At 70.8% G+C, this 21,807-nt stretch carries 25 protein-coding genes; 13 read left to right on the top strand and 12 right to left on the bottom strand.

Annotation, left to right across the window (positions count from 1 at the left end):
- Positions 1–49: 49 nt before the first annotated feature.
- Positions 50–1,162 carry an NDMA-dependent alcohol dehydrogenase gene (locus JAP66_RS01150; protein ID WP_199429297.1) on the top strand — a complete coding sequence of 371 codons (1,113 nt, stop codon included), beginning with the start codon at positions 50–52 and terminating at the stop codon, positions 1,160–1,162.
- Between the two features lie 39 nt (positions 1,163–1,201).
- Here JAP66_RS01150 and JAP66_RS01145 read toward each other — a convergent pair whose 3' ends face one another.
- Positions 1,202–1,486 carry a YciI family protein gene (locus JAP66_RS01145; protein WP_199429288.1) on the bottom strand — a complete coding sequence of 95 codons (285 nt, stop codon included), beginning with the start codon at positions 1,484–1,486 and terminating at the stop codon, positions 1,202–1,204.
- A 167-nt stretch (positions 1,487–1,653) separates the two neighbouring features.
- Between JAP66_RS01145 and JAP66_RS01140 the strand changes: the two genes are divergently transcribed.
- The 5 genes from JAP66_RS01140 (at position 1,654) to JAP66_RS01120 (ending at position 5,273) form a co-directional block, all read left to right on the top strand.
- A complete protein-coding gene (locus JAP66_RS01140; protein ID WP_199429286.1) occupies positions 1,654–2,268 on the top strand; it encodes a SigE family RNA polymerase sigma factor in 615 nt (204 codons plus the stop codon).
- 65 nt (positions 2,269–2,333) lie between these two features.
- The gene (nagA, locus tag JAP66_RS01135) at positions 2,334–3,491 is read left to right on the top strand and encodes an N-acetylglucosamine-6-phosphate deacetylase (RefSeq protein WP_199429284.1); all 1,158 of its coding nucleotides are present in this window, start codon (positions 2,334–2,336) and stop codon (positions 3,489–3,491) included.
- A 10-nt stretch (positions 3,492–3,501) separates the two neighbouring features.
- Complete coding sequence (locus tag JAP66_RS01130; protein ID WP_199429277.1) at positions 3,502–4,263, top strand: MerR family transcriptional regulator; 762 nt, start codon at positions 3,502–3,504, stop codon at positions 4,261–4,263.
- 11 nt (positions 4,264–4,274) lie between these two features.
- Positions 4,275–4,559 (top strand): hypothetical protein, encoded by a 285-nt coding sequence (locus tag JAP66_RS01125; RefSeq protein ID WP_199429275.1) that lies wholly within the window; start codon positions 4,275–4,277, stop codon positions 4,557–4,559.
- Positions 4,560–4,592: 33 nt separating this feature from the next.
- Positions 4,593–5,273, top strand: a complete 681-nt coding sequence (locus JAP66_RS01120; protein WP_199429273.1) for a DedA family protein — start codon at positions 4,593–4,595, stop codon at positions 5,271–5,273.
- Between the two features lie 7 nt (positions 5,274–5,280).
- On the opposite strand, the gene JAP66_RS01115 is transcribed toward JAP66_RS01120, so the two are convergent.
- Both JAP66_RS01115 and JAP66_RS01110 read right to left on the bottom strand, forming a co-directional pair.
- Positions 5,281–6,672 (bottom strand): FAD-binding oxidoreductase, encoded by a 1,392-nt coding sequence (locus JAP66_RS01115; RefSeq protein ID WP_199429271.1) that lies wholly within the window; start codon positions 6,670–6,672, stop codon positions 5,281–5,283.
- Positions 6,673–6,681: 9 nt separating this feature from the next.
- Positions 6,682–7,110, bottom strand: a complete 429-nt coding sequence (locus tag JAP66_RS01110) for a PPOX class F420-dependent oxidoreductase (RefSeq protein WP_199429269.1) — start codon at positions 7,108–7,110, stop codon at positions 6,682–6,684.
- Between the two features lie 190 nt (positions 7,111–7,300).
- On the opposite strand from JAP66_RS01110, the gene JAP66_RS01105 reads away from it, so the two are divergent.
- The 4 genes from JAP66_RS01105 (at position 7,301) to JAP66_RS01090 (ending at position 12,022) form a co-directional block, all read left to right on the top strand.
- Positions 7,301–7,804, top strand: coding sequence for a MarR family winged helix-turn-helix transcriptional regulator (locus JAP66_RS01105; RefSeq protein ID WP_199429267.1), 504 nt, complete (start codon positions 7,301–7,303; stop codon positions 7,802–7,804).
- Positions 7,801–10,434 carry an MFS transporter gene (locus tag JAP66_RS01100; protein WP_199429265.1) on the top strand — a complete coding sequence of 878 codons (2,634 nt, stop codon included), beginning with the start codon at positions 7,801–7,803 and terminating at the stop codon, positions 10,432–10,434. The genes JAP66_RS01105 and JAP66_RS01100 overlap by 4 nt, the downstream gene beginning before the upstream one ends.
- The gene (locus JAP66_RS01095) at positions 10,434–11,264 is read left to right on the top strand and encodes a YceI family protein (RefSeq protein ID WP_199429263.1); all 831 of its coding nucleotides are present in this window, start codon (positions 10,434–10,436) and stop codon (positions 11,262–11,264) included. Before JAP66_RS01100 ends, JAP66_RS01095 begins: the two co-directional genes overlap by 1 nt.
- Before the next feature lie 86 nt (positions 11,265–11,350).
- The gene (locus JAP66_RS01090) at positions 11,351–12,022 is read left to right on the top strand and encodes a DedA family protein (protein ID WP_199429261.1); all 672 of its coding nucleotides are present in this window, start codon (positions 11,351–11,353) and stop codon (positions 12,020–12,022) included.
- 17 nt (positions 12,023–12,039) lie between these two features.
- Here the strand turns inward: JAP66_RS01090 and JAP66_RS01085 are convergent, their stop codons facing one another.
- The 3 genes from JAP66_RS01085 to JAP66_RS01075 all read right to left on the bottom strand — a co-directional run bounded on the left by JAP66_RS01085 (position 12,040) and on the right by JAP66_RS01075 (position 14,065).
- Entirely contained in the window at positions 12,040–12,450 is a 411-nt protein-coding gene (locus tag JAP66_RS01085; RefSeq protein ID WP_199429259.1) for a VOC family protein, read from the bottom strand.
- A gap of 143 nt (positions 12,451–12,593) precedes the next feature.
- Positions 12,594–13,226 carry a nucleoside/nucleotide kinase family protein gene (locus JAP66_RS01080; protein WP_199429257.1) on the bottom strand — a complete coding sequence of 211 codons (633 nt, stop codon included), beginning with the start codon at positions 13,224–13,226 and terminating at the stop codon, positions 12,594–12,596.
- The gene (locus tag JAP66_RS01075; RefSeq protein ID WP_199429255.1) at positions 13,205–14,065 is read right to left on the bottom strand and encodes a PfkB family carbohydrate kinase; all 861 of its coding nucleotides are present in this window, start codon (positions 14,063–14,065) and stop codon (positions 13,205–13,207) included. The genes JAP66_RS01080 and JAP66_RS01075 overlap by 22 nt, the downstream gene beginning before the upstream one ends.
- 128 nt (positions 14,066–14,193) lie before the next feature.
- Here JAP66_RS01075 and JAP66_RS01070 point away from each other — a divergent pair, with 128 nt between their 5' ends.
- Together JAP66_RS01070 and JAP66_RS01065 are read left to right on the top strand one after the other, a co-directional pair.
- Complete coding sequence (locus tag JAP66_RS01070) at positions 14,194–15,231, top strand: LacI family DNA-binding transcriptional regulator (protein ID WP_199429253.1); 1,038 nt, start codon at positions 14,194–14,196, stop codon at positions 15,229–15,231.
- 88 nt (positions 15,232–15,319) lie between these two features.
- Positions 15,320–16,195, top strand: a complete 876-nt coding sequence (locus tag JAP66_RS01065; RefSeq protein ID WP_199429251.1) for a LacI family DNA-binding transcriptional regulator — start codon at positions 15,320–15,322, stop codon at positions 16,193–16,195.
- Between the two features lie 48 nt (positions 16,196–16,243).
- On the opposite strand, the gene JAP66_RS01060 is transcribed toward JAP66_RS01065, so the two are convergent.
- From JAP66_RS01060 to JAP66_RS01040, 5 genes are all read right to left on the bottom strand, one after another.
- A complete protein-coding gene (locus JAP66_RS01060) occupies positions 16,244–16,894 on the bottom strand; it encodes a TrmH family RNA methyltransferase (RefSeq protein WP_372448923.1) in 651 nt (216 codons plus the stop codon).
- Between the two features lie 14 nt (positions 16,895–16,908).
- Positions 16,909–17,307 carry a DUF2784 domain-containing protein gene (locus JAP66_RS01055; protein WP_199429249.1) on the bottom strand — a complete coding sequence of 133 codons (399 nt, stop codon included), beginning with the start codon at positions 17,305–17,307 and terminating at the stop codon, positions 16,909–16,911.
- Between the two features lie 299 nt (positions 17,308–17,606).
- Positions 17,607–19,205, bottom strand: a complete 1,599-nt coding sequence (locus tag JAP66_RS01050; protein WP_235998645.1) for a flavin monoamine oxidase family protein — start codon at positions 19,203–19,205, stop codon at positions 17,607–17,609.
- A gap of 70 nt (positions 19,206–19,275) precedes the next feature.
- On the bottom strand, positions 19,276–19,839 hold the full coding sequence (gene pyrE, locus JAP66_RS01045; RefSeq protein ID WP_199429247.1) for an orotate phosphoribosyltransferase: 564 nt from the start codon (positions 19,837–19,839) through the stop codon (positions 19,276–19,278).
- A gap of 27 nt (positions 19,840–19,866) precedes the next feature.
- Positions 19,867–20,634, bottom strand: a complete 768-nt coding sequence (locus JAP66_RS01040) for an SDR family NAD(P)-dependent oxidoreductase (RefSeq protein ID WP_199429245.1) — start codon at positions 20,632–20,634, stop codon at positions 19,867–19,869.
- A 101-nt stretch (positions 20,635–20,735) separates the two neighbouring features.
- On the opposite strand from JAP66_RS01040, the gene JAP66_RS01035 reads away from it, so the two are divergent.
- Entirely contained in the window at positions 20,736–21,005 is a 270-nt protein-coding gene (locus tag JAP66_RS01035) for a hypothetical protein (protein WP_199429243.1), read from the top strand.
- 9 nt (positions 21,006–21,014) lie between these two features.
- On the opposite strand, the gene JAP66_RS01030 is transcribed toward JAP66_RS01035, so the two are convergent.
- A complete protein-coding gene (locus JAP66_RS01030) occupies positions 21,015–21,728 on the bottom strand; it encodes a TtfA family protein (RefSeq protein ID WP_307849387.1) in 714 nt (237 codons plus the stop codon).
- Positions 21,729–21,807 lie beyond the last annotated feature (79 nt).

The following is a 21,807-nucleotide window of genomic DNA, read 5'->3' as shown; positions in this document are numbered from 1 at the left end:
CACAATCGACACGGCAACACTGCAACGGCGCATGTGAGGAGCCCAGGCTGTGAAGACGAAGGCGGCGGTACTGTACGACGCGGGCAAACCGTTCGAGATCATGGAGCTCGACCTGGACGGTCCCGGTCCCGGCGAGGTCCTCATCAAGTACACGGCGGCCGGGCTGTGCCATTCCGATCTGCACCTGATCGACGGCGACCTGGCACCACGGTTCCCGATCGTCGGTGGCCACGAGGGCGCGGGCGTCATCGAGGACGTCGGTCCCGGCGTCACCAAGGTCAAGCCCGGCGACCACGTCGTGTGCAGCTTCATCCCGAACTGCGGAACGTGCCGTTACTGCGCGACCGGCCGGTCGAACCTGTGTGACATGGGTGCGACGATCCTCGACGGTCACCTGCCCGACGGCACGTTCCGCTTCCACTCCGGCGGCACCGACTTCGGTGCGATGTGCATGCTCGGCACCTTCTCCGAACGAGCCACCATCTCCCAGCACTCGGTCGTCAAGGTCGACGACTGGCTGCCGCTGGAGACGGCCGTGCTGGTCGGCTGCGGCGTGCCGACCGGGTGGGCGACGGCGAACTACGCGGGCGGGGTCCGCGCGGGCGACACGACGGTGGTCTACGGCATCGGCGGCATCGGCATCAACTCGGTGCAGGGCGCGGCGCACGCGGGCGCGAAGAACGTGATAGCCGTGGATCCGGTGGAGTTCAAGCGCGAGACGGCGCTGAAGCTCGGCGCCACGCACGCGTTCGCCACGGCGGAGGAGGCCGCCGAGAAGGTCGCGGAGCTCACCTGGGGCCAGCTGGCCGACCAGGCGCTGATCACGGTCGGCACGGTCGACGAGGCGGTCGTCTCGGCGGCATTCGACGTGGTCGGCAAGGGCGGCACGGTGATCGTGACCGGGCTGGCCAACCCGGAGAAGCTGACCGTGCACGTCTCCGGCGGCGTGCTCACCCTGTTCGAGAAGACGATCAAAGGCACGCTGTTCGGCTCGGCGAACCCGCAGTACGACATCGTCAAGATGCTGCGCCTGTACGACGCGGGCCAGCTCAAGCTCGACGAGCTGGTGACCACGAAGTACACGCTCGAACAGGTCAACGAGGGCTACCAGGACCTGCGGGATGGCAAGAACATCCGCGGCGTCATGGTGCACGCCGAATGACTCGTGAGTGGCTACCCGAGTTCTAACTCGGGTAGCCACTCACGAGGGCGCGGGCAGCCACGCTCCGATCACCGGCTTGAACTCGCGCACGGTGCGTTCGGCGACCGCGCCTTCGAGGTGGTACGGGTCGGTGTCGATGATCTCCTGCAACGCCTCCCTGCTCTCGGCCTGGTACAGCGCCATCCCGCCGGTGTCGTTCTCCAGCGGGCCGGCGATCGCCACGATGCCCCGCTCCGCCAGCGACAGCAGGTAGTCCCTGTGCCGGGGCCGCACCTCGGCGAACTTCTCCGGCACGTACCGGATCTCCACCACGAACCAGGCCACTGATCCTCCCGGGGTCGACCGCTCTGTCCTCATGCGCACGGTATCGGTACCCAATGGTCACGTGAGATCGCTGGGTAATGCCGCGCCGACCCGATACGCTGTGTGCGCGTGAGTCCTGACGGGGAGGGGGCTCGTAGGGACACCGTCGAGGGGATGGGCAGGTTTCCATGCACGGCAGCGCGGAGCCCATGCGCGAGCGCGCTACCCGGGGCAGTGCGGAGAGCAGCGTCGAGCAGACGCTCGGTCACCTGCGGACGATCGACGCGCCGATGCCGCCCGCCCAGCCCGCCGGGCCGCTGACGCTCGAGGATCTGTACCGCACGCACCGGATGCGGCTCGTCCGCCTCGCCATCCTCCTCGTCGACGAACCGGCCACCGCCGAGGACGTCGTGCAGGAGGCGTTCACCGGCCTGCACCGCAACTGGGGAAAGTTGCGCGATGCCGCGGCCGCCGTCGGCTACCTCCGCACGGCCGTCGTGAACGGGTCCCGCAGCGTGCTGCGCAGGCGTAAAACGGCGCGCGAGTACGTGCCGCCGCACGCGGTCAACGCCCGCTCCGCGGAGAGCCTGGCGATGCTGTCCACCGAGCACCAGTCGGTGGTCAACGCGCTGGCCAAGCTGCCGCCCCGGCAGCGCGAGGTGCTGGTGCTGCGCTACTACGGCGGGATGTCGGAGGCGGAGATCGCCGAGGTGGCCGGCATCTCCAAGGGCACGGTCAAGTCGACCGCCAGCCGCGCGCTGGAAGCGCTGCAGAAGGCGATGCACGACGCGGGTCGTCAGTAACTAACGGGGTACTCTCAAAGAGTGGTAGTTGCCCACGTTCTGGTCTGGACCAATATGATGTGCTTGTGACACGTGCCGAGGAATTCGTACTCACGGGCGGCCGGCTGGCCTGCCCCGACGGTGTGCTGGAGCAGGGCTGGCTCTCCGTATCCGGTGGACTGCTCAGCGCTGTCGGCACCGGAACCCCGCCGGAAGGCGTCCACGTGGACCTCGGCGGCTCGCTCGTCGTGCCCGGATTCGTTGACACCCATTGCCACGGTGGCGGTGGCGGCTCGTTCTCCGGCGCCGACGCGGAGGAGGCGGCCAGGGCCGTCGCCGCACACCGCGGACACGGCACGACCACGCTGGTGGCGAGCCTCGTCTCCGACCCGGTACCCGTGCTGGCCGAGCGGATGGCGGCGCTCGCCGAACTGGTCGAGGACGGTGACCTCGCGGGCATCCACCTGGAGGGACCGTTCATCGCGCAGGCCCGGTGCGGCGCGCACGATCCGGGCGCACTGCGCGAACCGGACACCAGCACGGTGGACACGCTGCTGGAGGCCGGCCGGGGCCACATCCGGATGGTCACCCTCGCCCCGGAGCTCACGGGCGGCGTCAAGGCGGTCCGCCAGCTCACCGAGTCCGGCGTGCTCGCCGCGATCGGCCACACCGACGGTGTCGAGGAGCAGATCCGGCCGGCCGTGGAGGCCGGTGCGACGGTGGCCACCCACCTCTTCAACGGGATGCGCCCGTTGCACCATCGCGAGCCGGGGCCGATCGGCGCGATGCTCGACGACGAGCGCGTGACGATCGAGCTGATCTGCGACCTCGTGCACGTGCATCCCACCGTGCTGCGCCTCGCCGCGCGGCATGCGGGCACCGACCGCACCGTGCTGGTGACCGACGCGATGTCGGCCACCGACGCGGCCGACGGCACCTACCGGCTGGGCAGGCTCGCGGTCGACGTCCGCGACGGCGTCGCGACACTGGCGGGCAACGGCGCCCTGGCCGGCAGCACGCTCACGATGGACGCAGCGTTCCGCAACCTCGTCCGGGGCGCCCGGCTGAGCGTCACCGAGGCTGTGCGCGCGACCTCCGGCCGCCCCGCCGAACTGCTCGGAATCGCCGACCGCACCGGCTCACTGCGGCCGGGGTTGCAGGCCGACCTGGTCGTTCTCGACGACGATCTTCGCCCGACCGGGGTATTGCGGCGTGGCGGTTGGGTGGTCGGTCCGGACTCCTAGACTTCGCGGGATGGCGGAGTACCGGGTCGACGATCTCGCTCGCGCGGCAGGCACCACGGTTGGCAACGTGCGCGTGTATCAGGACCGGGACCTGCTGCCCCCGCCGATCCGGCACGGCCGGGTGGCCCTCTACTCCGAGGCGCACCTCGCCCGCCTGCGCCTGATCCTCGGCCTCCTCGACCGTGGCTACACGTTCGCGCAGATCCGCGAGCTGATCTCCGCCTGGGAGTCCGGCCGCGACCTCGGCGACCTGCTCGGCCTGGAACAGGTCCTCACCCAGCCGTGGACCGACGAGGCGCCGCAGCGCATCCCGTACGCCGAGCTGAAAGCCGAGTTCGGGCCGCACGCCACCCCGGACACGTTCAAGCGCCTGGAACGGCTGGGCGTGTTCAAGCGGGACGGCTCCGGTGTGCTCGTCCGCAGCCCGCGCCTGTTGAACACCGGCCGGGAACTGCTTGCCGCGGGGGTGCCGATGGCGGCCGTGCTCGACCTTGCCGAACGCGTACAGCGGCAGACCAACCAGCTCGCGGCGCTGTTCGTGCAGATGGTCGAGGACCACGTACTGCCATCCCGCGCCACCGGCTGGACGCCGAGCGCCGAGGAGGTGCCGGAGCTCACCGACCGCGCAGCCCAGCTGCGGCCACTGGCGCAGGCCGCGGTGTCCGCGTTCCTGTCCCGGTCGATGAGCCACGAGCTCAGCAACTGGATCGTCGACCGCTTCGGCCCCCTGCTGCACCAGCACGAGACCACGCGGCGCGGCGGCGGGCACTAACCTGGTGGACCATGAGCGACGACCCGGAGCGGCTGCTGGCCGAGGCGTTGCGGGCGCAGGCAAGGAATGCGCCGCCGGTCGTGGAGACACCGAACGGCTACGGCCTGCTCTCGGGTGCCGGTGAGGGTTCCCTCGAGCGGGAGTGGGCGGCGCTGGAGGCCGAACCGGTCCCCGCCACCGCGCCCGCGGCCGAACCGGAACCGGGCCCGCCGCTCGCCGCGCACTGGGTGTTGCTGCTCGCGGCGCTGCTCGGCCTCGCCGCCGGATCGGTCGTCGGAGTCCTCACGCTGGTGTAAACCGGAATTCGCCGACCCTGTACCGTTTGCGGCGTGATCCTCGCGCAGACGCCGGCCAAGATGTCGATCATGCCGGACTTCCTGAACCCGGAACACCTGCTGTCCGGCCTCGGCCCGGCCGTGGTCGCGGTGCTGTGCCTGATTCTCTTCGCCGAGAGCAGCGTCTTCCCCGTGCTGCCCGGCGACTCGCTGCTGTTCACCGCGGGGCTGTTCATCGCCAACGGCGCCATCGACGCACCGCTCTGGCTCGTCTGCGTGCTGGCTACCGGCGCGGCGGTGATCGGCAACGTCGTCGGCTACTGGATCGGCTGGAAGGCCGGACCGAGGCTGTTCAACCGCCCGGACTCCCGGTTCTTCAAGCGGGAGTACGCCGACAAGACGCACCAGTTCCTGGTGAAGCACGGGCCGAAGGCCGTGGTGCTCGCGCGGTTCGTCCCGTTCGTCCGTACCTTCATCACCTGGCTCGCCGGGATCGGCCGCATGGACCCGCGCAAGTACCTGACCTACACGGTCCTCGGCGGCATCCTCTGGGCTGCCGGGATCATCGTGCTCGGCGCGATGCTCGGCAACATCACCTTCATCAAGGACAACGTCGACGCGATCTTCATCCTGATCGTGCTGGTGTCGGTGGTGCCGATCGCCCTCGAGTACGTCAAGGGCCGGCGCAGCAGGAAGCCGGCCGCCGGCGCGGCGGCCGGCGAAACCGAGCACTGAGCGCGCTTCAGCCCGGCGAGAACATCGAACCGGGGTTGAACAGGCCGGCGGGATCGAGCGCCTGCTTGAGCTGCCGGTGCACGCGCAGGCCGACCGGACCGATCTCCCGGGCCAGCCAGTCCTGCTTGAACTTGCCGACGCCGTGCTCGCCGGTCACCGTCCCGCCGAGGGAGAGGCCGAGCTCGAGAATCGCGTCGAACCCGCGCCGCGCCCGCTCGAACTCACCCTCGGCGGTGGCGTCGTAGACGACCGTCGGGTGCATGTTGCCGTCCCCCGCGTGGCCTGCGACGGCGATCCGCAGTCCCACGCGCTCGCCGATCCGCTCGCACCCCGCGATGAGCTCGGCGATGCGGGTGCGCGGCACGCACACGTCGTCGGTCATGCAGGAGCCGTAGGCCTCCAGCGCGTGGTGCACCACCCTGCGGGCCTGCAACAGCATCCCGCCCTCGGCCACGTCGGTGGTGGCGTGCGTCAGCTCCGCACCGGCGTCGCGGCACACCTGCTCGACGGCCGCGAGCTCACGCCGCCCGGCCTCACCGCCCGCGTCCGACTGACACAGCAGCAGCGTGCCGGAGTCGGAGCCGGTGCCGAGGTCGGTGCGCAGGTACGCCTCGACGGCGGCGATCGTCGTGGCGTCCATGATCTCCATCAGTGAAGGCACGAGTCCCTCGCCGACGATGCGGCTCACCGCCGCCCCGGCGTCGCGCGCCGAGGCGAACGCCGCGACCAGCGTGCCGGGCGCCTCGGGCAGCGGCCGTAGCGCCAGCGTCGCCTCGGTGATGACACCGAGCGTCCCCTCGCTGCCGACGAACAGCTTCGTCAGGTCGTAGCCCGCGACGCCCTTCACCGTGCGCCTTCCGGTGCGCAGCAGCGAGCCGTCGGCGAGCACGACCTCGAGGCCCAGCACGGAATCCGTGGTCACGCCGTACTTAACGCAGCAGAGCCCGCCCGCGTTCGTGGCGAGGTTGCCGCCGATCGTGCACCAGTCGTAGCTCGACGGATCGGGCGGATAGAAGAGGCCGTGCTTCTCCACCGCCGCGCGCAGGTCCAGGTTGACCACACCGGGCCGCACGACGGCGAGCCGGTTGGCCGGATCGACCTCGACGATCTGGTCGAGCCTGGTGGTGACCAGCACGACGCAGCCGTCGATCGCGTTGGCCCCGCCGCAGAGCCCGCTACCCGCGCCACGGGGGACGATCGGCACTCCGGCCGCCGCGCAGCGCCGCACGGTGGCCCGCACTCCTTCGACGTCGGCGGGAAGCACCACGGCCAGCGGCTCGCCCGCAGGAGCGAGGGGCATCATGTCGCGGGAGTACGCGGCGGTCACGTCGGCGTCGGTCAGCACGGCGTCCCCGCCGAGGTCTTCCCGCAGGTCACGCAGCAGGGCGTCAGCACTCATGGCCACACGCTAGCGGGCCATGCCGTACACCCGCGCCACCCGCAGGCGCAGCACGACGCGCTTGTCGGCGACCATCGCGGCGCGGTACTCGTCCCAGTCCGGGTGCTCGCCCTGGACCCGCCGGAACAGGTCGATGAGCTCCTCGACGGCGGCATCGTGCGGGTCCCTGGCCACCTCGGACAGCTCCGCCGTGCCCTCGGCGACCGCGTAGGACCAGCCGTCCTCGCTCGCGACGTGGTAGCTGGCCCGCGGATCACGGCGCAGGTTCCTTGTCTTCGCCCGGCCGTCGGTGACCGACACCAGGATCGTGTCGTTCGCGGCGTCGAAGTGGTGCGTGACGGTGGACAGCTGGGGACGTCCGTCGCGCTTGAGGGTCGCCAGCACGCCGAGTTCACGCTCGCCGAGCAGCGCGCGCAGTGCCTGATCATTCGTCGTCATGCCGGGCCAACGCGCGAGACCGGCGTCACATTCCTGTGCCGCCGGGAACACACTTGCGTGTGACAACTAACGTGGTGTCGCCCACAGGCCCGGGCAGCTGGCTTGCGCAAGAAAGTCGCCGCGGACATCCTTGCTGGAGGCAACTAGTTGTAGCCCCTCAAGCAAGCCCTTCCGAACGAGAGATCCATTCATGGCATCCAACGACGACGAGCTCGCCGTAGCCGACGAGCTGGGCAGGCAGATGGTCCGGTTCATGCGCCTGATGACGCGGGTGAAGTCGCAGGTAGCCAAGCCGGGGCCGGACGGCATCGAACGCGCCGCCTACTCGATCCTCTTCAGCCTGATCCACGACGGCCCGCAGCGCACCAGCCGCCTCGCCGAGGCCCTGCACTCCGACATCTCCACGGTCAGCAGGCAGAGCAGCTCACTCGTGCAGCACGGCCTCGTCGAGCGCCAGGCCGATCCGGAGGACGGCCGCGCCTGCCTGCTCGCACCGACGCCGGAGGGGCTGCGGGTCTTCGAGGAGAACCGGCAGCGGCGCAACCGGTGGCTGGCGACGTTGCTCGCGGACTGGCCCGAGGAGGACCGGCGCACGTTCAACGTCCTCTTCGACCGCCTCAATACCGGCATCGAAGAACATGACCCGCTCCTCACCGAGAACGAGCAGCGCACGACCAAGGGGGCCGACGCATGACATCCGCCGTGGAGAAGCCGCCCGCACCGAGTGCGGACGACGACAGCGGACCGAACCTGACCCACCGCCAGATCGTCGTCATCCTGATCGGGCTGATGACGGGGATGTTCCTCGCCGCGCTCGACCAGACGATCGTCGGCACCTCGATCCGCACGATCGCCGACGACCTGAACGGGCTGAGCCTGCAGGCGTGGATCACCACCGCCTACTTGATCACCGCGACGATCGCGACGCCGATCTACGGCAAGCTCTCCGACATCTACGGCCGCAAGCCCTTCTACCTCGCGGCGATCACGATTTTCGTGGCCGGGTCGGTGGCGGCGACGTTCGCGCAGTCGATGTACGAGCTCGCCGCTTTCCGCGCGGTGCAGGGCCTTGGCGCCGGCGGCCTGATGTCGCTGGCCCTGACGATCCTCGGCGACATCGTGCCGCCGCGGCGGCGCGCGAAGTACCAGGGCTTCTTCCTCGCCGTATTCGGCACCTCGACCGTGCTCGGCCCCGTCCTCGGCGGGTTCTTCGCCGGGATGGACTCCTTCCTCTCGGTGGACGGTTGGCGCTGGGTCTTCCTGGTGAACGTGCCGCTCGGCGCGATCGCGTTGTTCGTCGTCGCGAAGGTGCTCAACGTGCCGCACCAGCGGCAGGATCACCGCATCGACTGGTGGGGCGGTCTCGCGCTGGCGATTTGCCTCATCCCGCTGCTGCTGGTCGCCGAGCAGGGCCGCGAGTGGGGCTGGGCCTCCACCGGTGCCGTCCTCTGCTACGGCATCGGCGCCGTCGGCCTCGTGCTGTTCCTGTTCATCGAGCACGTGATGAAGGACGCCGCGCTGATCCCGCTGCGACTGTTCCGCAACTCGACCTTCAGCGTCGCGATCATGGGCGGCGTCATCGTAGGTGTCGCGATGTTCGGCGCGATCATGCTGATCCCGCAGTACCTGCAGATCGTGCAGGGCTACTCGCCGACCGAGTCCGGCCTGCTGATGCTGCCGCTGATGCTCGGCATCATGTCCGCGTCGGTCATCTCCGGCCAGCTCACCTCGCGCACCGGGCACTACAAGGTCTTCCCCGTCATCGGCACGGCGCTGATGTCGGCGGGCATGCTCCTGTTCGCGCAGGTGGAGTGGGACAGCCCGATCTGGCAGCCGCTGGTCTACATGCTGGTCATCGGGCTCGGGCTCGGCGGGTGCATGCAGACGCTGATCATCGCCGTGCAGAACGCCGGACCGCGGCGGGACATGGGTGTCTCCACCGCCTCCGCCACGTTCTTCCGGCAGATCGGCGGCACGGTCGGTGTCGCGGCCTTCCTCTCGGTGCTGTTCAGCACGCTCACCGGCAACATCGCGGACGCCTTCCGCGACGCCGGGCTCTCACCCGCGGCGATGCGTTCGGCAGGCGGGAACATCATGGAGGACTCGTCCTTCCTGCAGACGCTGCCGGTCGAGCAGGCGCGGCCGTTCTTCATCGGCTTCACCGAGTCGATCAACACGGTGTTCTACATCGGTGCGGGCGTGGCCGCCCTCGCCTTCCTGGTACTGCTCTTCATGAAGGAGATCCCGCTTTCCGACGGCGCGCCGAAGGCCGCGCCGGTCGAGGGCGGCGAGGCACTCCTGGACGACGAAGGCACGGCGGAACCGGACGGCACGGACGGCGTGCAGAGCGTGCGTGAGGCCGCCCTCGCCGACGCCGACGCGGCGCTCGACGAGCAGCCGGCGGGCGAGCCCGACCCCGAGCTGGTGGCCGCGGGCAGGCACTGGCGGGCCGAGCGCAACGGGCACGGCGAGCTGGAGGGCGTGGCCGCACCGATCACCGGCTCGGCGAACGGAGTCGCCGGCCGGGTGGACGTGCCCGGCCTGCCGATCACCGGGCACATCCGCAAGCAGGACGGCAGCTCCGTGTCCGGCGCGGCGCTGACGCTGATCGACCAGCGGGGCCGCCAGGTGGGCCGGGGCAGCGGGCAGCCCGACGGCGGTTACACGATCAGCGCTCCCGGTGAGGGCAGCTACGTACTGATCGTTTCCGCGGACGGGCACCAGCCGCAGGCGTCCAGCGTCGTGCTCGGCGAGCGGCCGGCGACCGTGGACATCACACTCGCCGGTTCGGGCGAGGTAACCGGGGTGGTGCGCGCGGCAGGCTCCGGCGCACCGCTGCCCGAGGTCACCGTGACGCTGACCGACGGCCGTGGCGAGGTCACCGGGGCCTGCGTCACGAAGGCGGACGGGGTGTACGCGTTCAGCGGCGTCGGCTCGGGCGGCCACACACTGGTGGCCTGCGGCGAGCGGTTGCGGCCCGTCGCCGTCCCGCTCACCGTGCCCGAGAGCGGCGTGCTGCGGCACGACGTCGAGCTGGCCGCCGCGGTGCTGCTGACCGGTACGGCGCGCGCCGAGGACGGCAGGCCGGTGCCCGACGCGCGGATCACCGTGCTGGACGCGGAAGGGGACGTGGCGGCGGTGACCCGCACCGACGAGGCCGGGCAGTACGTGGTGAGCGATCTGCCCCGGGGCGACTACACCGTGGTCGCCAGCGGGTATCCGCCGGTAACGAGCCAGGTCCGGGTCTCGGCTGGCGATGCCACCCACGACGTGCGGCTCGGCTACGACAAGGTGATCGAGGACCTCACGGGACCGCAGCACTGATGCCAGGGCGGCATGGCCTGCGAGGGCTGATCCGCACGGCCGGTGGCTGGCCCGTCGAGCACGCGGTGCTGACGGTGACCGACCTGACGGGACGGCAGCTGGCGCGCGTGCCCGCGGACGGGCGTGGCGAGGTGACCACCGAGGCGCTGCCGCCCGGCGTCTGCACCGCGGTGGTGACGGCGGCCGGCCACCTGCCGGTCGCCCGCACCGCGCGGGTGGCCGGCGACGGCTCGGCGTCGATCGGCGAGGTCACCCTCGAACCGGAGGAGGAGTCGGTCGAGCCACCCGCGCCGGGACCGTGGGTGATCGACCCGGCGCACTCCTCGATCCTCGTCACCGCCCGCCATCTCGGCATCGCCGGCATCAAGGCGCGGTTTCCCGGGCTGTCCGGCCGGATCGTCGTGGAGCGGCCGGTCGAGCACTCGTCCGTGCGGGCCGAGATCGATGCCGCGTCGATCGACACCGGGATCAAGACGCGCGACGATCATCTGCGCTCGCCGGACTTTCTCGATGTCGGGACATATCCGGTGATCGGTTTCACCAGCACGCGACTGCACCGGCGCGGCGCCGACACGTGGTCCCTGCACGGCGAACTGAACCTGCACGGGCGCCGCCGCGAGATCGAGCTCGACCTGCACTACGGCGGCTGCGGACCGGACCCGTGGGGCGGGCTGCGGGCCGCGTTCGACGCCGAGACCCGGCTGCGGCGCGACGACTTCGCGATCGACTACAACGCGCTGGTCAGCGCCGGGGTGGCGGCGATCGGTACGACCGTGAAGGTGGAGCTCGACATTCAGGCGCTTGCGGGCGAAGAACTGCCGGAAATCTAGAAATACCGCCGATTTCACTATTGCGAATCGGGCTCGAAACCCATTCGGGTGGGACCGCTCCGAGGGCGGCACGTAGTCTGCGTGGCGTGAACTTAGTGCACGCTGAAGCCGCGAGCGTCGGGCCGCACTGGCTGGCAACGGCGGGCCCGCTTCTCGTCTGGGTCATCGTGCTCAGCTTCGTGCTGATCGAATGTGCACTGGTCATCGGACTGTTCCTGCCCGGTGACTCGCTGTTGTTCGGTGCCGGTGTCGTGCTCGCACAGCACGGCGCGGACGGCCACGCATGGGGCCTGTCCGCGGCCGCGCTCGTGGTCGCCATCATCGGCAACCAGGCGGGTTATCACATCGGTAAGCACACCGGCACCCGGTTCATCGCGCGGCGCGGTGGGAAGGTGCTCAACCAGCGAAACCTGGAACGGGCGAGAGCCTTCCTCAACCGCAGGGGATTCCTGGCGATCGTCGCCGCGCGCTGGATCCCGTGGGTGCGCACGCTGGCGCCACTGATCGCCGGGGCGGCGCGGATGGACCAGCGCCGGTTCATGCTCGCCACCACGGTGGGCGCGGTGCTGTGGGTGCCGACGCTCGTGCTGCTCGGCTACTACGGCGCCGGGCTGCTGGACGTGCTGCCGTGGCTGAAGACGACGCTGGTGTGGGCCAGCGTGGCGTTCTTCGTGTTCGGCACCGTGTACGGGGTGTGGCGCTACCGGCAGGAGATGCGCCACCCCGTCGAGGACGATCCGGCCACCGCCCGGCTCTGACTACTCGGGATCGGCGACTACTCGGGATCGGCCCACACCTCGAGTTGAATGCCGTCCGGGTCACGGAACACCACGACTTCGGAGCCCGGCAACGTGCGCGACGGCGCCGCGGGCGTGTAGGTGACGCCGTACTCGGCCAGCCGCGTCTGCCAGGCGAGCAGGTCGTCCCGCGAGGCGACCTTGAACGCCACGTGATCGAGGCCGGTGTGCCGCTCGTCGAACGATGGCCGCTCGGCCCGCTCGTGCTGCACCAGCGCCACCGCGAACCCGTCACCGGGTGCCCGCAGGAGCACCTTGCGCAGCCCCGTCTCGGGATTCTCGCTGCGGGTGACCTCCTCGAAGCCGAGCACCCGCATGTACCAGGGCACGCTGCGATCGACGTCGGTCACGGTGAGGGCGAGATGGTGGACGCACGTGAGTTTCGACATGCGTGGCAGCCGTCCTTCCCACCCTGAGCGAATCTCGCGGAACCTGCAGAGGATTCTCGGCGATCGGGACGGTTGCGGCGAACGGAGTGGCTGGAATGGGACGTCGCCGTAACCGCGCCGTACTCCATCTGGCCCAAAAGGACCTACACCGCGAAGTGGGGCAGCGCCATGCCCTCGACCACAAGGTCGGCCCGCGCGGCCGTCGGGGCGACGAGGTCGGCGTTGCGCTGGTCGGAACCGAGCGCCCGCTGCTTCGCCTCGACCAGCGAGCGACCGAACTTGCGATGCCGGGTGACCAGCCTCTCCAGCCGCTCGTCCTCGTCGGGAGCGACGTACCACACCTCGTCGAGCAGCGCGCGCAGCTCGTTCCACGGTTCGGTGTCGAGCAGCAGGTAGTTCCCCTCGGTGATGACGATCTGCACGTCCGGATCGACCGGCACCGCGCAGGCGATCGGTTCCTCGATCTCCCGCCGGAACTCCGGTGCGTACACGAGTTCCCTGCCCTCGGCGAGCCGCCGGATCAGGTGCACGTAGCCGTAGGCGTCGAACGTGTCCGGAGCGCCCTTGCGCTCGGTCCGGCCGAGGCGGTGCAGCTCCGACTGCGCGAGGTGGTAGCCGTCCATCCCCACCACGGCCGCCCGGGTGCCGAGCGAGTCGGCCAGCCGCCAGGCCAGCGTGGTCTTGCCGGACGCGGGCGCGCCCGCTATGCCGAGCACCGTCCGCCTGCCACTGGAGGCAAGCGTTTGCGCCCTGCTCAGTAGCTCCTCGAATTCCATATCTCTCCCATCTTCGCCCTGATCGGGCCCAGCCAGCTTCTCGGTCCGGCGTGCCGCACCCGCTCGGCGGCGACGGCGTTCGCGAACTCGATCAGGCCGGGCGGGTCCAGCTCCCCGGCGCGCAGCGCCAGCGCACCGTGCCAAACGTCGCCGGCGCCGAGCGTGTCCCGCGCCGTCACCCTCGGTACCGGCACCTCGCCGGAATCCTCGCCGCTCGTCCAGCGCACCGGGTCCGGGCCCGCCGTGGTGATCACCGTCGGCACGCCACGCAGGCCGCCGGCCGGCGCCCGGAACTGCGCCGAGCACGCGGCGATGTCGGCCTGCGGTAGCAGGTCGGCGAACACCGGCCGCCAGCTTCCCGCGTCCAGCACCACCGTCGCCCCGCGTCCGCGTGCCCACCGGGCGACCGCACGAGCCAGATCCGGGTGATGCCCGTCGAGCAGCACGGTATCGGCCTCGGGCAGCGAACCGGTATCGAACGGTACCCGCTCCGGCACCTTCGCCGCGTTGTTCGACACCACCGTGCGCTCACCATCGCGCTCGCGCACCGTCACGGCGCTGACGGCGGGCGGCGGCGCGTGCCCTGGCAGCGCGTCGAGCACGGTCACCCCGCACTCCGCCAGGTCCGCGCGGGCGAGTCCGGCGAGCGGGTGGGTGCCCAGCACGGTCAGCAGCGTCGCCTCGCCGCCGAGGGCCGCAACCGTCACGGCGGCGTTCGTCGCCGGACCGCCTGCCGCGACGGTCACCGAGCGGGACTGCACCTTCCGCCCTGGCTCGGGCAGGTCGTCGACCCGCTGGACGACGTCGACCGTGCAGAGTCCCGCCAGGAGCACGCGCACGCCGTCCACCTCGACAACCTTTCCCGCTCGGCCACACCGCGGATGCCTGGAAGGTAGACAGGGGCTATGCTGCGGCGCAAGCGTTTGCGCAAACGCTTGCCGCAGCCGCGATCACGAAGGACCGAGCAATGCCCCCGCCGAGGTCGTCCCGGCCAACCCAACGCGACATCGCCGAGCTGGCCGGGGTCTCGATCACCACTGTCTCGCACGTCGTCAACGGCACCAGGGCGGTCGCCCCGGAGACCCGCGCCGCGGTACTCGAGGCCGTCGAACAGACCGGCTACACCGGCGACGCGATCGCCCGCTCGCTGGTCACGGGCGGCACCCGCTCGATCGGCGTGGCGATCTCACTGCTCGCCAACCCGTACTTCGCGGCACTCATGCAGGCCATCGAGCGGGAGGCGGCGGCAGCAGGCTACACCGTGCTGCTCGCCGACACGCACGACACCGCCGACACCGAACAGTCGACCGTGCGCGCGCTGCGGGCGCGCCGGGTCGAGGGCGTGCTGCTCACCCCGGCGCCGGGTGACGGCCCGGTGATCGGCGAGCTCACCTCGCTCGGCTTCCCCACCGTCCTCGTCGACCGGCTGGCCACCCGCGGGGACATCGACCAGGTGGGCGCCGAGAACATCCAGTCGACCTCCGCGCTGACCGAGCACCTGGCCTCGCTCGGCCACCGGCGCATCGGGCTGGTCAGCGGCGCCGAACGGCTGACCACCAGCGAGGAGCGGACGCTCGGCTACCGGCTCGGGCTCGGCCGCGCGGGGCTGCCCTGGAATCCCGAACTCGTGGCGTGCGGGCACTCCGAACCGGAGCAGGGCGCCAGGGCGTTCGCCGCCCTGCTCGACCTGCCCGAACCACCGTCGGCCGTGGTCGTGAGCAACGACGCCATGATGGTCGGGGTGCTGCACGAGGCACGCCGAAGGCGGGTGCGCGTCGGAGCGGACGTCGCACTGGTCGGCTACGACGACGTCGAATGGGCCGACCTCGTGGATCCGCCGCTGACCACGATGGCGCAGCCGATCTCCGAGATCGGCAGGCAGGCCGTCCGCCTGCTCCTCGCCCGGATCGAGGACCCGGACCGGGCACCGGAGACCATCCGGCTGCCGCCTACGCTGCGTCACCGCGAGTCCTGCGGTTGTTCAGCCGTTAACCCACATGACTGATTCGATGGCGACGCGCCACGCTCCGGATGTGAGCCCCCGCCACCCGGACTAGCGTCACCGCATCGCGTCGCCACCTGGAGTCTCCGCCATGACCGCACTGCCCGACACACTGCCGCGGTGGCAGACGCCCGTCGCGCACCGCTTCGGCGTGGCGATGGCGGCCGGTCCCCATTCGGCCGAGCTGGCGAACGCGATCGAGGCCGCCGCAGGGGCGGCCGGGTGCGCGGTCACCTTCGCCGACACCGCCGACACGGTGACCTCGGAACTGGCGGGGATGCGCACGTTGCGCGCGCAGGGCGTCGACGGCCTGTTGCTGACCCCGGCGCCCGGCGGGGACACCGTCGTCACCGAACTCGTGCGGCTGGGCATCCCGACCGTGCTCGTCGGCCGGCTGGCGATCCGGACCGACGTGGACCAGGTCGGCGCGGAGAACGTCCAGGCGACCTCCGCACTGACGGAGCACCTGGCCGCGCTCGGTCACCGGCGCATCGGGTTGATCGCCGGTGCGCCCGTGCTGAACTCCAGCGAGGAGCGGATGCTCGGTCACCGGCTCGGGCTCGGCCGCTCCGGGTTGCGCTGGGAGCGGGATCTGGTGGCGTGCGGCGGCTCCACCGCGGGCGGCGCGGCCAGTGCGGCGCGGAAGCTGCTCGACCTTTCGCCGCGACCGGGGGCACTGGTCGTCACGAGCGAGACGATGCTCGTCGGGGTGCAGTACGAGGCGCACCGGCGCGGCCTGCGGATCGGTGCCGACCTGGCGCTGGCCTGCTACGGCGACGCCGAGTGGGCCCGCGAGGTCCGCCCGCCGGTGACGGCGATGACACAGCCGATCGGCGACATCGGCCGCAAGGCGGTGGAGTTGCTGCTGGCACGGCTGAGCGAGCCGGGCCGGCCCTACGAGACCGTGCGGCTGCCACCGCGTCTCGCCCACCGCGCGTCCTGCGGCTGCGGCGGCCCCAGCTCGTGAGTGCACACGCGAGTTAGAACTCGTGTAGGCACTCACGAGTCGCGGGCGTCACCAGGCGGCGGAGAGGTCGGCGTGCCGGCGGATCCAGCTGTGCATCACGATGCCCGCCGCCACTCCGGCGTTGACCGAACGGGTGGTGCCGAACTGCGCGATCGACACGACCAGCGACGCGGCCCGCTTCGCCTCGTCGGAAAGACCCGGGCCCTCCTGGCCGAACAGCAGCACGCATTCGCGCGGCAGCGGCGCCGTCTCCACCGGCTCGGCGCCGGGTGTGTTGTCGGCGGCGACCACCGCCAGCCCCCGCGCCGACGCGAACTCGGCGAGGTCGCCGACGGTGGGGTGGTGGTACAGGTGCTGGTAGCGATCGGTCACCATCGCACCCCGCCGGTTCCACCGCCGCTTCCCGACGATGTGCACGGCCGCGGCGGCGAAGGCGTTCGCCGTGCGCACCACCGTGCCGATGTTGTGATCGTGCTGGAAGTTCTCGATGGCCACATGGAACGGATGCCGCCGAGTGTCCATATCGGACACGATCGCCTCGCGTCGCCAATACCGGTAGGCGTCGACGACGTTGCGCCGGTCGCCGTGTTCCAGCAGTTCCGGGTCGTAGCGGTCGTCGTCCGGCCACTCACCCTGCCACGGCCCGACCCCGACCTCGCCACGCGCTTCCCACTCGGTGGGTCCGGGATCGTCGGTCACCAGGCCATTGTCACTCAGCCCATCCGCACGGTCCGCGGCGGCACACCACCACCGCCACTGCCCTGCCGGTTGCGCCAGCGCACGTAGGCCCCGACATAGGACGCCATGACCAGCAACAGCGCGCCGGCCGCAACCACGGGCAGAAGCTCCCGCGGGAACACGATGTCGTAGATGTAGTACTCGTTGAAGCCGCCGCTGAGCGGTTCGAGGCCGCGCAGCGCGCGGAGGTGGTCCTCGAGCACGGTCAGCGGGCAGGGCAGCGGGAACACGTTCACGGCGATTCCCCACGCCGCGAAGAACACGTGAATGAAGATCGTTCTGGGCCAGCGCCAGACGAGAAACCCGCCCAGCCCGATATAGAGCAGGGCCAAGAAATGCAGCGCCGTCGTAGCGCCCGTCAAGAATCCCAGCATTCGCCCCACCTACCCCAGTCGCGACCCCCTGAACACGGGCAACGTTACTCCGAAGGGGACGGGCGGCGTCGACAAATTGATCCGCAGCACGCTACCGAGGCGGCGGTGGTGGCGGGTCTTCCTCCGGAAATTCCGATGGAGTCTCGGTGGGATAACGACGGGGTTTCTCGTGCGGGTACTGCTCGGCCTCCCCTGGGGGCCGCCGGTGACTCGGGAACGGCGGCTGCCGCCCAGGCCGTTCCGGAGGCTGATGCGGCTCCCGCGGCTGCTCCATGACACCCACCGTACGCCGGGAGCGGCTACCCCTCGGCCAGGACGCGCTGGTGGATGCCGGTGACGGCGTGCCGGGCCGAGTCGAAGGCGCCCGCCTGCCAGGCGATGTAGTAGCTGAGCCAGTCCCCGGCGAAGTAGACGCGGCCTGCCGGCTTGTTCAGCAGTGCGTACTCTCCGCTCGTCCGCGACGGCCAGCCCACCCAGCCGCCCTCGATGAACGGGGTGCGGTGCCAGGCGACGGAGAACGCGCTCGCCAGCTCGTCGCGGTACTTCGCACCGTGGATCTTCGTTCCTTGTGCGACGGCCCGTTCGGCGCGCTGGGCCGGGGGCAGCTCGCCGTAGGCGACGGCGTCCGGGCCGCCGTGGTAGTAGCCGACGACGACGCCCCGGCCGCCGTGGAAACCGGCGGAGGGATACCAGATCTGCGAGAGGTCCAGGTCGGTGAACGTGCTTCCGCCGTAGATCCGGTCGTCCTCCTCCCACCAGCGGCGCCGGTACTCCAGGCCGATCTTGCCGACCGGAACGACGGTGGGGAAGCGCAGCGCGGCGGTGACGCCGGGGCTCAAGTTCGTGGGGATCCCGGCCAGCAGGTGCGGTGGCAGCGTCGCGACGCAGAAGTCCGCGCCGACGAGGGTCTCCTTGCCCCGGCTGTCCCGGTAACCGACCTCGACGCCGTCCGGCCCGTCGGTGATCGTGGTGACCTCGGCGCCGAGGCGCACCTTGTCCGCGCCTACCGCGCGGTACAGCGCGGCCGGGATCGCGTCCATGCCGCCGACCGGCTGCAGCATGGTCATCGCCTGCCCGTACTCCAGCTCGATCGGCAGGTACCGCCCGACCGCGCTGGTCAGCACCTCGGTGAGCGAGGGTGGCGGGCCGAGGGGCTCGCCCGGCTGGTCTGCCGCGCCCGGCTCGACGGAGTAGCCGCGGCGAGACGTACCGGTGTAGGCGAAGCCGTCGGCCTTGGCGCCGATGTCACCGAAGCGACCGAGGAACGTCAGCAGCCGGTCCCGGTCCTCGCCGGACACCTCCTGATCGAGCGCACCCTGGTCGAGCGCCTTGGCGAGCAGTTCGGAGACATAGCCGTACATGTCGGCCCTCGCGGTGCGGTACTGCTGCACCGGCGCACCGGTCTGCTCGTTGTAGATCAGCGCGTTGACGTTGGTGTTGAGGAACGGCTCCAGCGGCACGCCGAGCTCACGGCAGTAGTCGATGGTGAGGTGCGACTGCGGGAGCCGGGCTGCTCCGGCGTTGAGGTACTGGCCGCGGGCGAACCGCGCGGTCTGCGCGTGGCCACCGAGGTCGGTCTCGGTGGTACCGGCGCGGACGGTCCAGGTACGGCCCCCGATCCGGTCTTTGGCCTCCAGGATCGTGCACCGGTAGCCGGCCTTGCCGAGCTCGTAGGCGGTGGTGAGGCCGGCGATCCCGGCGCCGAGGATCACCACCCGCTTGCCGTGCCTGCCCGTCGCGGCGAGGTCGCCCGCCCGTGGTGGCCGGTAGTCCGGAACGGCGAGGGCGTGCGGCGAGGCGAGGAGCCCGAGGGCTCGCATGGACTCGAACATCACCCCCGTCCCGCCCGCGACACCGATCGATCGCAACAGGGTCCGGCGTGTGACATTCGGGCTCATGCGAGCAGATGGTGACAGAGGATGATCTACCGTGTCACCGATTCGAGTGAAGAAGTGGTCACCCGGGGTGTCAGCTGAGGCCGAGATCGTCCAGGTCGAGCAGGTAGCGGTACGGCAGACCTTCCTTCTCGATGGCCTCGCGGGCGCCGGTGTCCCGGTCCACGACCGTCGCCACGCCGACCACGGTCGCACCGGCTTCGTGCAGCGCCTCGACGGCGGTGAGCACGCTGCCGCCGGTGGTGGAGGTGTCCTCGACGGCGAGCACCCGCTGACCGGCCACCGCCATCCCCTCGATCCGGCGCTGCATACCGTGCTGCTTCGCGGACTTCCGCACCACGAAGGCGTCGAGCACGACGCCGTCGGCCGCGGCCGAGTGCAGCATGGCGGTGGCCACCGGGTCGGCGCCCAGCGTGAGCCCGCCCACCGCGACGTAGTCCCAGTCGTCCGTGAGCCTGCGCAGCAGCCTGCCGATGAGCGGGGCGGCCGCGTGATGCAGGGTCGCCCGGCGAAGATCGATGTAGTAACCGGCCTCCTTGCCGGAGGCGAGGGTCACCTTGCCGTGCACGACGGAGAGCTCGGTGACCAGCCTGGCGAGTTCGAGTTTGGCCGCTTGATCCAACGAGGTTTTCGCCACGCCGCGAGTCTTACACACCGCCCCGGCTCAGGTGCGGTCTCGCCCCGCGAACCGCGCGCCGAGCCGCCGCACCAGTGCGCGCGGCAGCAACCGGCCGACCGTGGCCACCACCTTGTACCGGCGGCTCGGCACCGAGATCACCTTGCCGCGGCGCAGGTCAGCCAGCGCCTCGTCCACCACTCGCTCCGGGCTGAGCCAGAACGCCTTCGGGCCGCTCTTCTCCAGACCGGCGCGGTCGTGGAACTCGGTGCGGGTGAACCCGGGGCACAGCGCCATCACGCGCACGCCGGTGCCCCGCAAGGCGGACGCGGCACCGTCGGAGAACGAGGTGACCCAGTTCTTGCTGGCGGTGTAGGTGGAGCCGCGGCCGGAGAAGAAGCCGGCCACGCTCGACACGTTCAGCACGTCGCCGCTGCCGCGCTCCATCATGCCGGGCAGCGCCGCCCTGGTGAGTCGCAGCACCGCGGTCACGTTGACGTCGAGCTGCCGTTGCAGCGCCTCCATCGGCGCCGTCCACAGCTCGCCCGCCAGCCCGAGGCCCGCGTTGTTCACCAGCAGGTCCACCGGCTGCTCGGTGAGGCGGCGCTCGACGGCGGCCCGTCCCTCCGTGGTCGCCAGGTCGGCGGCGAGGACATCGGCGGTGACACCGTGCGCCTTCGCCAGCTCGGCCGCCTGCTCCTGGAGCCTGGTTTCGTCCCTGGCGACGAGAACGAGATCGTGGTCCTCCGCGGCGAGCCTGCTGGCGAAGGCGGCACCGATGCCCGCGGTCGATCCGGTGATCAGTGCGACTGGCATGGTGCGAACCTACCCGGCTCCGCGCGCGTAACGACACACAGTAAGGTCCGGAAAACCATTAGGGGTAACGAGAGCCTCACCCAGACGAGGATGCGCTCCAGATGGAGAACGGTGCCATCGAGTACCAGGCGTTCGTTCGCGGCTTCATCGCGGCAACAGACCACGAGGGCCGCGACGAGAATGCCGCGCACCCGGATGCCTACGCGGAGGGCTACGCCGAGGGTTCACGGCGTAACGGCTACCCGGTGACGTACCTGGAGCTGACCGGCCGGGACGCCGACCACGGCTCGTTCGCCGGGACGCTCGAGCTACCGGGCACCGACGACCCGCCGTCGCTGTCCGGGACGCTGGACTGGTTCCAGGACCGGTAGGGCGTCCGGCTAGAAGCCCTGCTGGCGGGCTCGCTCCTCGGTGGTCTCCTCCGGCTCCCGCTGCCAGTCCTGGTCGCCGCCCTCGTACTCCTCGAACGGGTCGACGATGTCGGCGATCTCCCCGAGGTCGCGCAGCAGCCGCTCCAGCCGTGACGGCCCGGCGTTCGGCGCGACGCTGGCGAGCACCCACTCGTTCTCCAGCCACGCGACGCCGACGTCGCCGCCCAGCGCGTCGGCGGCGTCCACGAGCTCCTGGGTGATCAGGTTGCGGGCACCGGTGACGTCGTCGGCGAAGGCGTAGCGCTGGCCGACCGGGCCGAGCAGCTCCGGCATCTCGGCACGCTGGAACGGCACGCTGGCCAGCCACAGTTCGAGCAGCACGGGATGGATCCGGTTGCACCGTACGGCGACGATGACCGCCGGGATCAGCCCGTCCGCCTCGACGTCGAAGACGAACACGGGCCTGCGGCCGTCGGAGGTGAAGGTCGACCCGGCGACGACGTTGACGGCCGTCTCCGCGCCGAAGTACCCGATCGCGCCACCCGACCACTGCCGGGGCAGGCCCTCGTCCTCCTCGACGTACTGCCATCCGCGCAGTTCGGCCCAGCGGGTGCGCTCGCGGTTACGCGAACTCTCTCTGGCCCGATCGACGGCGAGCAGGGCAAGCCCGGCCACCGCGGCGACGGCGGCGATGACGAACCAGATCCACGCTGGAATACCCACGGCGACCAGGGTATCCCCCACGGCCCGCTGACCAAGATCAGCGGGCCGTGTCGCCGCCACCCGTTTCGGGCAAACGACC

Source organism: Qaidamihabitans albus (assembly GCF_016464705.1).
Classification (GTDB): Bacteria; Actinomycetota; Actinomycetes; order Mycobacteriales; family Pseudonocardiaceae; genus Qaidamihabitans; species Qaidamihabitans albus.
The sequence above is the reverse complement of the archived record's forward strand: the minus strand, read 5'-3'. Positions and strand labels throughout refer to the sequence as shown.

Bases quoted from the DNA above. Each gene is read 5' to 3' on its own strand.
- JAP66_RS01100 (WP_199429265.1), top strand. From the start codon at position 7,801: ATGACATCCGCCGTGGAGAAGCCGCCCGCACCGAGTGCGGACGACGAC.
- JAP66_RS01035 (WP_199429243.1), top strand. From the start codon at position 20,736: ATGGAGAACGGTGCCATCGAGTACCAGGCGTTCGTTCGCGGCTTCATC.
- JAP66_RS01050 (WP_235998645.1), bottom strand. From the start codon at position 19,205: ATGAGCCCGAATGTCACACGCCGGACCCTGTTGCGATCGATCGGTGTC.
- JAP66_RS01140 (WP_199429286.1), top strand. From the start codon at position 1,654: ATGCACGGCAGCGCGGAGCCCATGCGCGAGCGCGCTACCCGGGGCAGT.
- JAP66_RS01065 (WP_199429251.1), top strand. From the start codon at position 15,320: ATGACCGCACTGCCCGACACACTGCCGCGGTGGCAGACGCCCGTCGCG.
- JAP66_RS01130 (WP_199429277.1), top strand. From the start codon at position 3,502: ATGGCGGAGTACCGGGTCGACGATCTCGCTCGCGCGGCAGGCACCACG.
- JAP66_RS01105 (WP_199429267.1), top strand. From the start codon at position 7,301: ATGGCATCCAACGACGACGAGCTCGCCGTAGCCGACGAGCTGGGCAGG.
- JAP66_RS01110 (WP_199429269.1), bottom strand. From the start codon at position 7,110: ATGACGACGAATGATCAGGCACTGCGCGCGCTGCTCGGCGAGCGTGAA.
- JAP66_RS01125 (WP_199429275.1), top strand. From the start codon at position 4,275: ATGAGCGACGACCCGGAGCGGCTGCTGGCCGAGGCGTTGCGGGCGCAG.
- JAP66_RS01055 (WP_199429249.1), bottom strand. From the start codon at position 17,307: ATGCTGGGATTCTTGACGGGCGCTACGACGGCGCTGCATTTCTTGGCC.
- JAP66_RS01070 (WP_199429253.1), top strand. From the start codon at position 14,194: ATGCCCCCGCCGAGGTCGTCCCGGCCAACCCAACGCGACATCGCCGAG.
- JAP66_RS01085 (WP_199429259.1), bottom strand. From the start codon at position 12,450: ATGTCGAAACTCACGTGCGTCCACCATCTCGCCCTCACCGTGACCGAC.
- JAP66_RS01040 (WP_199429245.1), bottom strand. From the start codon at position 20,634: ATGCCAGTCGCACTGATCACCGGATCGACCGCGGGCATCGGTGCCGCC.
- JAP66_RS01115 (WP_199429271.1), bottom strand. From the start codon at position 6,672: ATGAGTGCTGACGCCCTGCTGCGTGACCTGCGGGAAGACCTCGGCGGG.
- JAP66_RS01095 (WP_199429263.1), top strand. From the start codon at position 10,434: ATGCCAGGGCGGCATGGCCTGCGAGGGCTGATCCGCACGGCCGGTGGC.
- JAP66_RS01080 (WP_199429257.1), bottom strand. From the start codon at position 13,226: ATGGAATTCGAGGAGCTACTGAGCAGGGCGCAAACGCTTGCCTCCAGT.